The 14,377-nt window shown below is 65.4% G+C and carries 12 protein-coding genes; 8 read left to right on the plus strand and 4 right to left on the minus strand.

All coding sequences use genetic code 11. The annotated features are described in order from the left end of the window. Positions 1–61 precede the first annotated feature (61 nt). A complete protein-coding gene (locus Q4S45_RS14285) occupies positions 62–493 on the plus strand; it encodes a PRC-barrel domain-containing protein (protein WP_305505269.1) in 432 nt (143 codons plus the stop codon). A 130-nt stretch (positions 494–623) separates the two neighbouring features. Here the strand turns inward: Q4S45_RS14285 and hrpA are convergent, their stop codons facing one another. Then, positions 624–4,751 carry an ATP-dependent RNA helicase HrpA gene (gene hrpA / locus Q4S45_RS14290; protein ID WP_374046038.1) on the minus strand — a complete coding sequence of 1,376 codons (4,128 nt, stop codon included), beginning with the start codon at positions 4,749–4,751 and terminating at the stop codon, positions 624–626. A gap of 53 nt (positions 4,752–4,804) precedes the next feature. On the opposite strand from hrpA, the gene argA reads away from it, so the two are divergent. The 5 genes from argA (at position 4,805) to Q4S45_RS14315 (ending at position 11,288) form a co-directional block, all read left to right on the plus strand. Beyond that, a complete protein-coding gene (gene argA / locus Q4S45_RS14295; RefSeq protein WP_305505273.1) occupies positions 4,805–6,115 on the plus strand; it encodes an amino-acid N-acetyltransferase in 1,311 nt (436 codons plus the stop codon). Positions 6,116–6,149: 34 nt separating this feature from the next. Next, entirely contained in the window at positions 6,150–6,422 is a 273-nt protein-coding gene (locus Q4S45_RS14300; protein ID WP_305505275.1) for an oxidative damage protection protein, read from the plus strand. Between the two features lie 275 nt (positions 6,423–6,697). Beyond that, positions 6,698–7,546, plus strand: a complete 849-nt coding sequence (locus Q4S45_RS14305) for an ABC transporter ATP-binding protein (protein WP_305505277.1) — start codon at positions 6,698–6,700, stop codon at positions 7,544–7,546. Then, on the plus strand, positions 7,546–9,396 hold the full coding sequence (locus tag Q4S45_RS14310; RefSeq protein ID WP_305505279.1) for an ABC transporter permease: 1,851 nt from the start codon (positions 7,546–7,548) through the stop codon (positions 9,394–9,396). The genes Q4S45_RS14305 and Q4S45_RS14310 overlap by 1 nt, the downstream gene beginning before the upstream one ends. Continuing rightward, on the plus strand, positions 9,393–11,288 hold the full coding sequence (locus tag Q4S45_RS14315) for an ABC transporter permease (protein ID WP_305505281.1): 1,896 nt from the start codon (positions 9,393–9,395) through the stop codon (positions 11,286–11,288). The genes Q4S45_RS14310 and Q4S45_RS14315 overlap by 4 nt, the downstream gene beginning before the upstream one ends. Positions 11,289–11,307: 19 nt before the next feature. Here the strand turns inward: Q4S45_RS14315 and Q4S45_RS14320 are convergent, their stop codons facing one another. From Q4S45_RS14320 to rpiA, 3 genes are read right to left on the minus strand one after another with little or no spacing between them, the layout of a single operon-like run. Continuing rightward, on the minus strand, positions 11,308–12,192 hold the full coding sequence (locus tag Q4S45_RS14320) for a DMT family transporter (RefSeq protein WP_305505283.1): 885 nt from the start codon (positions 12,190–12,192) through the stop codon (positions 11,308–11,310). After that, positions 12,177–12,509, minus strand: coding sequence for a hypothetical protein (locus Q4S45_RS14325; RefSeq protein ID WP_305505285.1), 333 nt, complete (start codon positions 12,507–12,509; stop codon positions 12,177–12,179). The genes Q4S45_RS14320 and Q4S45_RS14325 overlap by 16 nt, the downstream gene beginning before the upstream one ends. Positions 12,510–12,522: 13 nt before the next feature. After that, positions 12,523–13,200 (minus strand): ribose-5-phosphate isomerase RpiA, encoded by a 678-nt coding sequence (gene rpiA, locus Q4S45_RS14330; RefSeq protein ID WP_305505287.1) that lies wholly within the window; start codon positions 13,198–13,200, stop codon positions 12,523–12,525. Between the two features lie 193 nt (positions 13,201–13,393). Between rpiA and Q4S45_RS14335 the strand changes: the two genes are divergently transcribed. Continuing rightward, the gene (locus tag Q4S45_RS14335) at positions 13,394–13,759 is read left to right on the plus strand and encodes a response regulator (protein WP_305505289.1); all 366 of its coding nucleotides are present in this window, start codon (positions 13,394–13,396) and stop codon (positions 13,757–13,759) included. A gap of 2 nt (positions 13,760–13,761) precedes the next feature. Beyond that, on the plus strand, positions 13,762–14,376 hold the full coding sequence (locus Q4S45_RS14340) for a chemotaxis protein CheC (protein ID WP_305505296.1): 615 nt from the start codon (positions 13,762–13,764) through the stop codon (positions 14,374–14,376). The last annotated feature ends 1 nt before the right edge of the window (position 14,377 follow it).

Here is a 14,377-nt window from a genome sequence, read left to right on the forward strand (position 1 = left end):
AGACCGTGACAGATTGGGGATATACAAGCACGCCAGCGGAAAGGGGCCGGGACCGGCACTGATGGGTTCCGACACCCTGATCGGCGAGAGCGTGATCAACACCGAGGGGCTGAGCCTCGGCGACATCAAGGAAATCATGCTCGACATGCGCACCGGACAAGTGGCGTATGCGGTGCTGGCGTTCGGCGGCTTTTTCGGGCTGGGCGAGAAACTGTTCGCCGTGCCGTGGCAAGCGCTGCGCCTGGATACCGTGGACAAATGCTTCGTGCTCGACGTGGACAAGGACAAACTGAAGTCGGCGCCGGGATTCAATTCGCATTCGTGGCCCGACATGACCGACGTGGAGTGGGTGAAGCAGGTGCACAGTTTCTATGGCGCCGATCTTCCGGGTCACGGCACCGGCGTGCCGGTGGACGGCATGGTGGGAGGCGCGGTGCGCGGGGCCGGCGCCAGCTCGGGGCCGGCGATGGGGGAAACGCGCAGCGATCACTAGAAGATGCAGACCGGGGGTCAGGTCCGCTGGACCTGACCCCGAATTTGACACTAGCGGTGGAATCACTTTACCGTCAAATCCATCTGCCGCGGCAACCCCGGGTCAGGTCCGGCGGACCTGACCCCAACTTCTAGCGCTGCATCGACTCCCACACCTTCTGCAGCCGCTTGGCCGACACCGGCATCGGCGTACGCAGCTCCTGCGCAAACAGCGACACCCGCAACTCTTCCAGCATCCAGCGGAAATCGGTCATGCGCGGGTCGGTATTTTTGCCCGCCTGCGTCTTCGAAATCCGCAGGAACTGGCTCGCCGCCCCGTTCCATTCCGCCATCAGCTTCGCATCGCGCGCCGGATCGCCGCGCAGCTTCTCGATCCGCACATTGATCGCCTTCAGGTAGCGCGGGAAGTGCGACAGCTGCGCGTACTCGGTGTCGGTGACGAAGCGCTTGTGCACCAGGCCGCGTAACTGCTCCTGCATGTCGGCCGCCGCCTGCGCCTGCACGCCCTGCAGCTTCTTGGGCAGCCCGTGGAACTCGGTCAGCACCAACGACACCAGCCGCGCAATCTCGTTGACCAGCAAGCCAAGCCGCGACTTGCCCTCGTCCCTGCGCTTGTTGAACGAGGCCGCGTCGGTCGGCAGGGGATCCTGCAGGCAGGCGATGTCAATCGCCTTCGCGATGATCTGGTCGCGCAGCTCTTCCTGCGATCCCATCGCCATGAACTGCATCCCCATTTGCTGCATGCCCGGGATGTTCTTTTCGATGAACTTGAGCTGCTCCTTGAACTGCAGCGCAAACAGGCGGCGCAGGCCGATCCTGTGCGTGCGCGCGGCCACCGTCGGATCGTCGAACACTTCGAGGTCGCAGTGCGTGCCCTTGTCCACCAGCGCCGGGAAGCCGATCAGGGTCAGCTTGCCCTGCACGATCTCGAGCAACTCCGGTAGCTCGCCGAAGGTCCACGAGGTGATGTTGGTGTGGGCGCCCGTCGCCTTCGGCGCCTCCGCGGCCGGCGCCGCCGCCTTGCCTTTAACGGGAGCCGCCGGCGCCGCCACCGCGGTCGCTTCGGCCAGCTTCTGGAAGCTCTGGCGCGCCTGCCCGCCGAATTCGGCCTGCAGGGTGGCCAGGTTGCGCCCCATGTCGAGCTGGCGCCCGTGCTCGTCGATCACCTTGAAGTTCATGAAGTGGTGCGCCGGCAGCGTTTCGACCTTGAAGTCGGTGGTCATCACCGCGATGCTGGTCTGGGCGCGGATGTCGGCGATGATCGCGTCGATCAGATCACCGCGGCCGAACTTGCCGGCGTCCTGAATCCGTTCGCAAAAACGCGCCGCGTAATCGGGCAGCGGCACGCAATGGCGGCGCAGCTTCTGCGGCAGGGACTTGAGCAGCAGGTGCACCTTCTCCTTCAGCATGCCCGGCACCAGCCACTCGACGCGCTCGCGCGGCAGCTGGTTCAGCGCAAACAGCGGCACCGACATCGTCACGCCGTCGCGCACGCTGCCAGGCTCGAAGTGGTAGGTCAGCGCCATCTCGATGCCGGTGACGGTCAGCGTCTTCGGGAACAGTTCCGTGGTGACGCCGGCCGCCTCGTGCCGCATCAGCTCTTCGCGGTTCAGGAACAGCAGCTTCGGATTATCTCGCGTGGCATCCTTGTGCCACTTCTCGAAGCCGGCGCCGTTGACCACGTCGGCCGGGATCAGCTTGTCGTAGAAGGCGGCGATCAGGTGATCGTCCACCAGCACGTCGAGCCGGCGCGACTTGTGCTCGAGGTTCTCGATCTCCTTGACCAGCTTGTGGTTGTGGGCGAAGAACGGCGCGCGCGTGTCGTAGTCGCCGCCGACCAGCGCGTCCTGGATGAAGATCGAACGCGCTTCCTGCGGATTGAACTGGCCGTAGTTGATCCGGCGCTGGCTGTACACCACCAGCCCGTACAAGGTCGCGCGTTCGGATGCGGTCACCTGCGCGGCGCGCTTTTCCCAGCGCGGCTCGCCCCACGATTTTTTCAGCAAGTGCGCGCCGACGCGCTCGACCCACTCCGGCTGGATGTTGGCGATCGTGCGCGCGTACAGGCGCGTGGTTTCGACCAGTTCGGCCGCCATCACCCACTTGCCCGGTTTCTTGATCAGCGAGGAACCTGGCCAGATGTGGAACTTGATGCCGCGCGCGCCCAGGTAGCCGGTGCCCGGCTCATCCTCGCTCTTGAAGCCGATGTTCCCCAAGAGGCCCGTGAGCAGCGCGGTGTGCAGGTTTTCGTAAGTGGCCGGCAGCTCGTTCAGGCGCCAGCCCTGCTCCTTGACGATGGTGAGCAGCTGCGAATGCACGTCGCGCCACTCGCGCAGGCGCACTTGCGACAGGAAGCTGGAACGGCAGGTTTCCATCAGCTGGCGATTGGTTTTCTTGTGCTCGATCGCCTGCTCGAACCAGCGCCAGATCTTCAGGTAGGTCAGGAACTCCGACTTCTCGTCGGCGAACTTCTTGTGCGCTTCGTCGGCGGCCTGCTGATGCTCCATCGGCCGGTCGCGCGGGTCCTGCACCGACAGCGCCGACGCGACGATCAGCATCTCGGTCAGGCAGGCGTTTTCCAGCGCGGCCAGGATCATGCGGCCCACGCGCGGGTCGAGCGGCAGGCGAGCCAGCTTGTTGCCGAGCGGGGTCAGTTGGTTGAACTCGTCGACCGCGCCCACTTCCTGCAGCAGCTGGTAGCCGTCGGCAATCGCGCGGCCTTGCGGCGGCTCGATGAAGGGGAAGGTCTCGACGTCGGTCAGGTGCAGGGACTTCATGCGCAGGATGACCGCCGCCAGCGACGAGCGCAGGATTTCCGGCTCGGTGAACTTCGGCCGCTGCAGGAAGTCCTGTTCTTCGTACAGGCGGATGCAGACGCCGTCGGCGACGCGGCCGCAACGGCCGGCGCGCTGGTTCGCCGCCGACTGCGCGATCGGCTCGACCTGCAGCTGCTCGACCTTGTTGCGGAAGCTGTAGCGCTTCACGCGCGCCAGGCCCGCGTCGACCACGTAGCGGATGCCCGGCACGGTCAGCGAAGTCTCGGCCACGTTGGTCGCCAGGACGATGCGGCGCGCGTTGCCGATCTTGAAGACGCGCTCCTGCTCCTCGACCGACAGGCGGGCGAACAGCGGCAGGATTTCGACATGCGGCGGGTGGTGCTTGCGCAGCGCCTCGGCGCAGTCGCGAATCTCGCGCTCGCCCGGCAGGAACACCAGCACGTCGCCGGAACCCAGCCGGCACAGTTCATCGACCGCATCGACCACCGCGTCCATCAGGTCGCGCTTCTCGCGCGCGGCCTGCGCCTTCGGCAGCGGCTTGCCGGTATCCGGGGCGCCGGTCAGGATCTGCTCGCGTTCGACGGGGCGGTAGCGCACCTCGACCTGGTACAGGCGGCCCGACACTTCGATCACCGGCGCCGGCTTGTCGGGCGTGCCGAAATGGCGCGCGAAGCGCTCGGCGTCGATGGTCGCCGAGGTGATGATGACCTTCAGGTCCGGGCGGCGCGGCAGCAGCTGCTTCAGGTAGCCGAGCAGGAAGTCGATGTTCAGGCTGCGTTCGTGCGCCTCGTCGATGATGATGGTGTCGTAGGCCTTGAGCAGCGGATCGGTCTGGGTTTCGGCCAGCAGGATACCGTCGGTCATCAGCTTGATCCAGGCGCCTGGCTGCAAGGTGTCGTTGAAGCGCACCTTGTAGCCGACGTGGACGCCCTGCGGCGAGCCGAGTTCCACGCCGATCCGCTTGGCGGTCGAGGACGCGGCGATGCGGCGCGGCTGGGTGTGGCCGATCAGGCCCTTTTCGCCGCGGCCCAGCTCCAGGCAGATCTTGGGCAGCTGGGTGGTCTTGCCCGAACCGGTTTCGCCGGAGACGATGACGACCTGGTTTTCAGCGATCGCTTTGGCGATTTCGGCGCGGCGCCCGGAAACCGGCAGGTCTTCCGGGAAGGTGATCGGCGGCAGCGGCGTACGCACGGCCGGCTGGCGCGGCGGCCGCGGCTCACGCGGCGTCCGCTGGGTCGGGGTCTGGTCCCGCGGACCTGACCCCATTTTGCCCTGCTGCTGGCGTCCACCCTGACGCGAAGATGGGGTCAGGTCCGCAGGACCAGACCCCGGCTTTGCCTGCTGCCGTTGCTGACCCTGACGGGACGGCGCCTGCTTCGATGGGGTCAGGTCCGCCGGACCTGACCCCGCCTTTGACCGCTGCGCACGATGGTTATTGGCGGCCGAAGCGGCATCTGCAGGCTTGTTACTCTGTTCTGACATTGTTTTTACACGTATTTAGCGCGCAAGTCGCGCAGCGAATTATAATGCGGCAAATGGAAACTTCTAACCAATTCGTCCAGTGGCTGCGCTCCGTCGCGCCGTATATCCACGCTTTCCGTGGCAAGACCTTCGTCGTCGCATTCCCGGGTGAACTCGTCACCGCCGGCGCCCTCACCGTGCTGGCCCAGGACCTGTCGCTGCTGGTGGCGCTCGGCATCCGCGTCGTCATCGTGCACGGCTCGCGTCCGCAGGTGGCCGAGCAGCTCGCGCTGCGTAACGTCGAAGGCCGCTTCCACAACGGCATCCGCATCACCGACACCGCCGCGCTCGAATGCGCGAAGGAAGCGGCCGGCGAACTGCGCCTCGACATCGAGGCCGCATTCAGCCAGGGCTTGCCGAACACGCCGATGTCGAATGCCGCGATCCGTATTATCTCCGGCAATTTCGTCACCGCGCGCCCGCTTGGCGTGATCGACGGCGTCGATCTCGAGCTGACCGGCGTCACCCGCAAGGTCGCCGCCGAGACGATCCATCCGATCCTGGCCACCGACAGCATCGTGCTGCTCTCCCCGCTCGGCTTCTCGCCGACCGGCGAAGTGTTCAACCTGACAATGGAAGACGTGGCCGTGTCGGCCGCGATCGCGCTGCATGCCGACAAGCTGATCTTCATCAGCGAAACGCCGATGATGCTCGACGAAGGCGGCGTCGAAATCCGCGAACTGTCGTCGCACCAGGCCGAAGCGGTGCTGCAGGCCGGCTTCCTGCCTTCGGACGCGGCGTACTACATGCAGCACGCGATCAAGGCCTGCAACAACGGGGTGGAGCGCGCCCACATCGTGTCGTTCGCGATGGACGGTTCGGCCCTGCTCGAGCTGTTCACCCACGACGGCGTGGGCACCATGATCAGCCACGAGAACCTCGAGAGCCTGCGCAAGGCGAACATCGACGATGTCGGCGGCATCATCAAGCTGATCGAGCCGCTCGAAGCCGACGGCACGCTGGTCAAGCGCGGCCGCGAGCTGATCGAACGCGAGATCGACAACTTCTCGGTGATCGAGCACGATGGCGTCATCTTCGGCTGCGCCGCGCTGTACCCGTTCCCTGCCGCGAAGATGGCGGAGATGGCCTGCCTGACCGTCAATCCCGAAGTGCAGACCCAGGGCGACGGCGAACGCATCCTGCGCCACATGGAGAACCGCGCGCGCGCCGCCGGCTTCAACAAGCTGTTCGTGCTGACCACGCGCACCTCGCACTGGTTCCAGAAGCGCGGCTTCGTGCCGGCCACGGTCGACGCGCTGCCGAAGGACCGCCAGCAGATGTACAACTGGCAGCGCAAATCACAGGTCCTGATTAAATCTTTATAATCTCCGCTTTCACCATACCGCATTAGGAGCACACATGGCCCGCACCGTCCATTGCATCAAACTGAATAAAGACGCCGAAGGGCTCGACTTCCCGCCGTACCCGGGTGAACTGGGCAAGAAGATCTACGAGCAGGTGTCGAAAGAGGCGTGGGCCGCGTGGCTCAAGCACCAGACCATGCTGGTGAACGAAAACCGCCTGAACCTGGCCGACCTGCGCGCCCGCAAATACCTGGCGGCGCAGATGGAGAAGCACTTCTTCGGCGAAGGCGCCGATGCGGCTGTCGGCTACGTGCCGCCAGCGGATTAAGTCCCAGACTAACCAGTTTCAGCATGGGTTCCTGCCTTCGCAGGAACGACGGTTTTAGAGTTATCGCTAAATTTTTCAGTCGTCGTTCCTGCGCAGGCAGGAACCCATGCTGAGCGTGCCGACCAGGCACTGATCTCCCCCGCGCCGACATGAAGCGCCACAGAATTCCCTCAAACTTCCCCCTGAATTCAGCAACGTTGTCGTTTGCAATATTCTTGCAAAAGATGCAACCGACCGCAGTATAATTGCCCAAAACCAAAACGGGCAATCAGACCATGAATGCAGTCGAGCTGGAAAACATCACCCACCGGTACGGCAAAGTATTAGCCCTGGACGACCTGTCCCTCACTGTACGGCAAGGCGAAATGTTCGGCTTCCTCGGCCGCAACGGCGCCGGCAAGACCACGACGCTCAAACTTCTGATGGGCCTGCTGCGGCCTCATGGCGGCGACATCGCCGTGCTGGGGCAGAGCGTGAAACGGATGCCCTCTTCCCTCAAGCAGCGCATCGGCTACGTCTGCCAGGAGCCGAATTTCTATCCGTGGATGACGTCCGACCAGCTGGGCGCCTTTGTCGGCAGCTTCTATCCGAAATGGGATGCGCCGGAATTCGTGCGCCTGCTGCGCCTGCTCGACGTGCCGCGCGACCGCCGTGCCTCGGAAATGTCCGGCGGCACGCGCACCAAGCTCGGCCTGGCGCTGGCGCTGGCCCCGCGTCCGGAATTGCTGCTGCTCGACGAGCCGACCGCCGGACTCGATCCGGTGGCGCGGCGCGAGTTCAACGACCGGCTGCAAGCCTTGCAGCGCGAACAGGGCACAACGGTGATGTTCTCCTCCCACCTGGTCGGCGAGGTGGAGCAGCTGGCGCAGCGCGTCGGCATCGTGCAGGGCGGCCGCTGCTGCTTCGAAGGCGAGGTCGGCAGCCTGCGCGCGAGCGTGCGCCGGATTGTGGCCGACGATTCGCTGGCGCCGGGCGAAGGCTTCACGCGACTGCGCGGCGATGTCTGGCGTGCCGATCCCGCCTTGTGGGACAGCGCCGGCTGGCCGGACGGCGTCGCCGTCGAGACGCTGTCGCTGGAAGACATCTTCCTCGCATTTGCCCGCACCGACAGCGTCCTCGCCTGATGCGCGCCCTGCTGCGAAAGGAGTGGCGGGAACATCGCCGCGTGCTGCTGGCGATGTTGATCGTGCTCGCGATCGGCCAGGCCGTCACGCTGCTGGGCGCGGGGCAGATGGGCAGCCCGATGGCGGCCTACCAAAAAGTGGTGGTGCTGTTCGCGCCGCTGACGGCGCTGATTCTGGCGAACCGCCTCGTGGTGCGCGAATACATGGGTCGCACGCAGCTGTTCCTGGAAACCCTGCCTGTCCATCGGGCCCAGGTGCTTGCGCTGAAATGGCTGTTCGGGGCGGCGCTGCTGTCGCTGGCGATGGCGGCCTGCTTCGGCGTCATCCTGCTCGCCGCCCGCGGACAGGTTTTGCTGACACCTCACTACATCGCACTGGTGGCGATCCGTAGCGCCAGTTTCATCTTCCTCAGCTATGCACTGGCCTTTGCGATCGGGCTGACGGGCCGCTACCGTTTCGTCATCTGGGGTGTGCTGATCGTCTCCATCATCATGGCCGACACCGCCGGCCAAATGGCGATGGCACAGTGGCCGCCGTTCCACCTGGTTCAGGAGTCGATGGTCTACGAACGGCTGCAGCTACCTCGCAGGGCCGTGCTGATAACCTGCGGCATTGCCGTCGCGCTCGTCGCGGCCACGTTCGCGCTCGCGCTGTCCGCCGAGGGCTCCCTGGTCGTCGCCCTGTCGCGGCGCATGACGTCGCGCGAAAAATCCGGCGTCACGATCGGCATCCTGGCACTGATCATGGCATTTACGGTGATCGAATCGCGCAAGTCGAAGCCAGCCTTCCAGCTTCAGCAAGCGGTGCGCAGCGAAGCCGGCCCCGCCGTTGCGGTCGGAATCACGAACGATCGCTCGGAATCGCGCACGCTGGCCAATCTGCTGGCTTCCGACCTGGGGCGCCTGCAGTCGTTCCTGGCGCTGCCGCAGGCTCCCCCGCTGGCGGCGCTGCCCGACGATGCGCTCGATGGCGACGCATTCCAGCGCGCCGCACTGCCCAATGCGGATGGCGTGGTGGTGCGCGCCGCCTTCACCAACAGCCAGTTCGACCGCGAAGCCTTTCGCGCCTATGCGATGGCGGCGTCGATGGATTGGCATTCGCGGGGCCGCGCGGCGATGGAGGACAGGCGCTGGCTGGTGGAAGGCATCGCGCAGTGGCTGGTAGCCCGCGACCTGCCGCAGCAGCAGGAGAAGCTGTCGCTGCGCGCGGCATTCGCGGCGCGGCTGCTGCAGGCGCGCCAACGCGACGCCGGCAGCGCGGTGCTGCAATGGCTGACCGTGCGCGAGGAGCTGGGCGCCTGCCTGGGCGATGCGCTGGCCTGGCGCATGGTGTCGTCGTTGGCGCAGCAGATGGGGGAGCAGCGCTTCCAGGCGTTGAGCCGCGCGGTGCTGGCGGTGCGACCGCCGGATGACGTGCGGGCCTCGCTGTTCGAACCGAGCTTTGCACAACTGCTGGCCAAGGCCGGCGCGCCCGACCAGGCCGTGCTCGCGCAGCAGTTTGGACGTCTGTTCATCACCGAGCAGACGCGCCTGGCGGGCCCCCTCGGCCAGATCGCCATTCCAGAGGTGCGCTTCACGGCGCGGCCGATGCAAGGCCGCACGTACGAGGTCCACTACCAGGTTGGAAAAGCCGATGACGAAGCCATGCCATTCTCGGTTCGCTACGTCACGCTTCGTCCGTGGACCGCGGAAATACCGGCCGAGGTGCTGCAGCGGGTCGACACGACGCGCGCGGGCGTGCTGCCGTCCTCATTCACGCGCGGCACGCGCCTATTTACTGCCATCGAGCGCCGCGAGCCGCTGCTAGGCTGCAGCGTCAGGCTGGCGGCGCAGCGCTGGGAGGTGAAATGAACGGCGCATTGTTTGCCAAGGAGATGCGCAGCCTTCGCCCCTTCCTGTTTGTCGTCCTGGCGCTGGTGCTTCTCGACACGATCGACGCATTTCTCACGCCATTGGAAGCGCACTCCTTCCCTGTGCGCTTCGCGTCCTTGTCGAGCGAGTTGGCGGCCCTCCAGATCGTGCTTGGATTTGCGTTGGGCAGCAACCTGCTGGTCCGCGAAATCGACGACGGGACATTGAATTTCCTCGATGGCCTGCCGCTGACGCGCGGCGCGATCTTCATGGCGAAGATCAAGGCGGCAATGCTGGTGCTGATCATTCCACCTTTGGGACTGCTGCTGTTGAACGTCGCGCTGCACCTGGCGACGCGCGGGTCGCTCGACTACGCGCTGCATCCGTCCTTGCTGCTGACGTTTTTCGGCCTGAGCGTTCTGGTCACCGCGGTCAGCCTGACAGCCGGCATGCTGCTGGGCTTCCTGCGCACCCTTTGCTGGCTCGTGCTTGCGTTGTGCGCGATCGGGATCAAGCTGCTGGAAGACCCGGCGCCAGCGTGGGCGGCGGCCCTCAACCCCGCCGAGCTGCTGACCTTGCGTTTCACCGGCATGGCCTGGCAGCTGCCCTTCCCAACGATCTGGACCCAGCTGGGCGCGACCCTGCTGTTCGGGGTAGCGGCGTTCCTGATCTTCAGCTCCGCGGGGCGCGTACTGGCGCAAGCACGACGCCTGCAAAAGCCGCGACGCCTGTTCGTCGTGCCTGTGGTCGCGAGCATGGTGATCGCCGCTGTCGCAGGGATGGTGATGCTGATCAAACGCGACGAGGGTGAAGGCGGCGGAACGCGCAGCGAGCGCGCCGATGCCGTCGAGTTCATGCCGATCGCGACAGGCCACGCAACAACATCCCACTATTCCTTCAGCTACCCGGCTTTGAGCAGCGCGCGTGTGAGTCCGCTGATCGCCGGCGCGGACCAGACCTTTACCGAGGTGGCTTCGTTGTTAAAAATTGACGGGGGAGCGCCGATCGACGTCGACCTGTCCGGCACCACGCCTAATCACGCGGGTACGGCCTACCTTGACCGCATTCGCATGGACGTGCGCGTCACCGGTGCGTCCTCCACGCTGGCGCACGAAACGGCGCACGTGTTTGCCGCGCGACTGGCGGGCGGCGAGCATGCGCCCCAGCTCGACGGCATGACGGTGTTCAATGAAGGCCTGGCTGAATGGGTCGAGGGCAAAATCACGAGCCCGGGCCGGGTGAACGAACATCACGAACTGGCGGCGGCAATCGCCTCGGCACGCCGGCTGGTCACGCCGCGGCAGCTGACCGATCATGAGGCCTTCGCCAGCGCCGTCGATCAAAATCTAAAGTACCCGCTGGGGGCGATTCTGGTCGAGCGCTTCGTGGCCCGCTACGGCCCGGCGGCGCCGAAAACGCTGCTCAAGACTTTGGCCCACGCGGACTTCCCGCGCGATCTGCATGGCTACGCCCTGTGGCAGACCGCTTTCCAGCTGTCCGGTTACGACCTCGACCTGGTGCTGGACGATTACGCGCGCCACCTGAAGCAGCTCGAGCCGAAGTTTGCGCGCCAGGTCGCCGCATTGCCGCGTCCACGCGGTAGCCTGGTCGAGCAGGAGGATGGCTACGCGATCGCGCTGCGCCTCGATCTGTCATTGCCCGACAAGGCGTATCCACTGGTGCGCTTCCGGCCCGGCATGGCCAGCGACTCGGCCCAGTATCGCACCAGCTACGGCGAACGTTCCGAGGATGGCAAATACTACACTGCGGCGGTACCCCACAAGATCATCACGCGTGGGGAGGTATGCTTCCAGCCCGGGCTGATGTATGAAGGCATCATCATTTACGAACGGTGGGTCTGCCTGCCGCAGAGCGCGGCAGACCCGGAGTAGCCAGAAATTTTGCCGTCGGCTAGGTATTTGCCCGCGCGGACATCGCACACGCCGCCGACGCCAGCACGATGCAGGCAATTGCCATCCACTGCGTCCCGTTCAACCGCTCCCCCAGCACGACCAGCCCGGCGAGCGCAGTAACGGCCGGCGCGGCGCTGCTGAACATCCCATAAAGCCCCTGCGGCAGACCGCGCAGCGCGAGCATCTCGAGGCAGTACGGCACCGCGCTCGACAACACCGCGATCACCAGACCCATGCCCGCTACCCGCGCCGTGATCGTCGACGCGTCTGTGTACGCCACGCCGAGCGGCACGATGAACAGCGCCGCCACCAGCATCCCCAGCGCGACGCCCTGCCCACCCGCGATGCTCGACGCGCGCTTGCCGAACACGATGTACAGCGCCCAGCATGCGGCGGCGCCGAAGGCATAGGCAACGCCCACCGGATCGAGGCGGCCGGCGACTGAATTAAGGGGAAGCAGCAGGTAGAGTCCGAAGACCGCGAGCGCGCACGACGCAATATCGCGCGGCCGCCGCGACGACAGCAAGGCCACCAGCAGCGGCCCGGTCACTTCGATGGCGACCGCAATGCCGATCGGGATGCGCTGGAACGCGCGGTAAATCAAGAGGTTCATCAGGCCCATGACGGCGCCGTAGATGACCAGGTTGAACACGTCGCGGCGCGTCAGCGGCGAACGCCAGGGGCGGAATATCGCCAGCAGGATCAGCGCCGAAAAGCCCACCCTGAACGCAGTGATGCCTTCCACCCCGATGACCGGGAACAGATTCTTGGCCACCGCGGCGCCAAGATTGACCGAGACCTGGCTGCCAAACAGCGCCAGCGACGGCATCAAGATGCCGTCGCGGCGCGAATCCGTGACCGGAATCGTCACATCGCCTTGCATTGCCGCAGTTCGCAGCGCGCCATGAAGATTCTGCCGCCGTCGCACACCATCCTGTAGACCTCGACCGGCCCCGGCTCGGTCACCAGTCCGGCGCCCTCGTTGCTCTGGCATGCCTGCAGCTTGCCCAGGCGCTCCACCGTCACCGACGACACGCCCGGGCGGAACGCGATCCGCTCGATCAACGCCCCGCTGGCGTCGCGCAGGCGCGTGTCGACCGGCTTGACCGGAGCGGCCGCCACTGGTTCCATCTTCGTGTTGAACATCGAACAAGCCGACAGCGCACACGCGCACGTCGCCAGCAGCAGCAATCGCTTCATGCTATTCCCTGGATTAGAAAGTGAGGGTCTTGACGCCTTCGCCGGTGCCGAGCAGGCAGACGTCGGCGCCGCGCAGCGCAAACAGGCCCACGGCGATCACGCCCGGCACCTGGTTGATCTCCTGCTCCAGCGCGACCGGGTCGGTGATCGACAGGCCGGCGACGTCGATGATCTGGCCGCCGTTGTCGGTAATGAAGGCTTCGTCGGTGCCGGCCTTTACGCGCAGCTTCGGTTGGCCGCCCAGCGACGCCAGCTTGCGCATGACGGCGGCGCGCGCCATCGGCAGCACTTCGACCGGCAGCGGGAACTTGCCCATGACGTCGACCAGCTTGGAGCCGTCGGCGATGCAGACGAATTTTCCCGACACCGAGGCGACGATCTTCTCGCGCGTGAGCGCCGCGCCGCCGCCCTTGATCATCGCGCCGGTATTGGTGATTTCGTCGGCGCCGTCGATGTAGACGGCGATCGACGGCACGTCGTTCAGGTCGAACACCTCGATGCCGTGGCCGCGCAGGCGCGCCGCGGTCGCTTCGGACGAGGCGACGGTGCCCTTGATGCGGTGCTTGATCTTCGCCAGCTCGTCGATGAAGAAATTGGCGGTCGAGCCGGTGCCCACGCCGATGATTTCGCCGTCCACCACATATTGGATGGCGGCCGCGGCCACCGCTTGTTTGAGTTCGTCTTGGGTCATGATTGGGTAACTTTGAAGGAATGCCGACATTTTAACGGATCGACCGTGGCGAGGCCGCCTTTCGACCACAAATTCCTTTGTCCCGCAGCAAGCCCGAACCCGCGCCAGCGCAAAGAATGTTCCTTTTGGGAAAAACTCATCGCGATTTGATGGGAGAATTACTCAACGCTTTAGTGACTCTTAGGAACCCGCAATGAACGACTCAAAAACCGTACTCGTGGTCGACGACAGCCGCGTGTCGCGCCTGATGGCGCGCCAGTTCATCCTCACCCGGCAGCCCGGATGGCTGGTCGAGGAAGCGGCCACCGGCGAGGAAGCGCTCGACAAGGTGCAGGCACTGTCGCCGGTGCTGATCCTGATCGACATCAACATGCCGGGCATGGGCGGGATGGCCGCGGCCGGCCACCTGCGCGCGCTGTGCCCGGACGCGCACATCTCGCTGGTGACCGCCAACGTCCAGAATGTGACGCGCAACCGCGCCAGCGAAATGGGCATCGGCTTCATGGAGAAGCCGATCACCGAGGCGCGCATCCACGCCCTGCTGGGCGCGCTGGAGTAAGCATGGTCACGCTCAGCGAACTGCAGCACGACGCGCTGGTTGAGATCTTCAATATCGGCGTCGGACAGGCCGCCAGGGCGATGAGCGAGATCGTCAGCGAAGAGGTCACGATGTCGGTACCGTCGATCCGCTTCCTCAACCGCGCCGCCGCCGCCCTGCTCGGCAACGTCGATGGCCAGCGCGTGTGCGGCGTCAGCCAGCGCTACGAAGGCGCCTTTTCCACTCACGCGATCCTGATGTTCCCCGAAGATAAAAGCCTCGACATCGTGCGCCTGATGGTGGGCGACGCGGTGCCGTTCAAGCAACTCACCGAGATGGAACAGGAGGCGATGAGCGAGATCGGCAACATCATCCTCAACTCCTGCGTCGGCACGCTGGCCAACATCTTCGAACAGGAGCTGCGCGGCTCGCTGCCGGTGTACCACCTTGGCAGCAGCGAGGACATCCTCGGCGCCTCCGGCGGCGCGCCCGAGACCGTGGTGCTGGTGCTGCACATCGATTTCATCCTCGAGACGCACCAGATCAACGGCTACGTGGCGTTCGTGCTCGACCTCTCCGCGCTGGCCGACCTGCAGGTGCAGGTCGACCGCTACCTGTCCAGCATCGAGGGCGAGTGAC

It is taken from the genome of Massilia sp. R2A-15, from assembly GCF_030704305.1.
Taxonomy (GTDB): domain Bacteria; phylum Pseudomonadota; class Gammaproteobacteria; order Burkholderiales; family Burkholderiaceae_D; genus JAFCUW01.

Coding starts and splice junctions, on each gene's coding strand:
- Q4S45_RS14320 (WP_305505283.1), bottom strand. CDS start 12,192: ATGCAAGGCGATGTGACGATTCCGGTCACGGATTCGCGCCGCGACGGC.
- argA (WP_305505273.1), top strand. CDS start 4,805: ATGGAAACTTCTAACCAATTCGTCCAGTGGCTGCGCTCCGTCGCGCCG.
- Q4S45_RS14335 (WP_305505289.1), top strand. CDS start 13,394: ATGAACGACTCAAAAACCGTACTCGTGGTCGACGACAGCCGCGTGTCG.
- Q4S45_RS14310 (WP_305505279.1), top strand. CDS start 7,546: ATGCGCGCCCTGCTGCGAAAGGAGTGGCGGGAACATCGCCGCGTGCTG.
- Q4S45_RS14300 (WP_305505275.1), top strand. CDS start 6,150: ATGGCCCGCACCGTCCATTGCATCAAACTGAATAAAGACGCCGAAGGG.
- hrpA (WP_374046038.1), bottom strand. CDS start 4,751: ATGTCAGAACAGAGTAACAAGCCTGCAGATGCCGCTTCGGCCGCCAAT.
- Q4S45_RS14340 (WP_305505296.1), top strand. CDS start 13,762: ATGGTCACGCTCAGCGAACTGCAGCACGACGCGCTGGTTGAGATCTTC.
- Q4S45_RS14285 (WP_305505269.1), top strand. CDS start 62: ATGGGTTCCGACACCCTGATCGGCGAGAGCGTGATCAACACCGAGGGG.
- Q4S45_RS14315 (WP_305505281.1), top strand. CDS start 9,393: ATGAACGGCGCATTGTTTGCCAAGGAGATGCGCAGCCTTCGCCCCTTC.
- Q4S45_RS14325 (WP_305505285.1), bottom strand. CDS start 12,509: ATGAAGCGATTGCTGCTGCTGGCGACGTGCGCGTGTGCGCTGTCGGCT.
- Q4S45_RS14305 (WP_305505277.1), top strand. CDS start 6,698: ATGAATGCAGTCGAGCTGGAAAACATCACCCACCGGTACGGCAAAGTA.
- rpiA (WP_305505287.1), bottom strand. CDS start 13,200: ATGACCCAAGACGAACTCAAACAAGCGGTGGCCGCGGCCGCCATCCAA.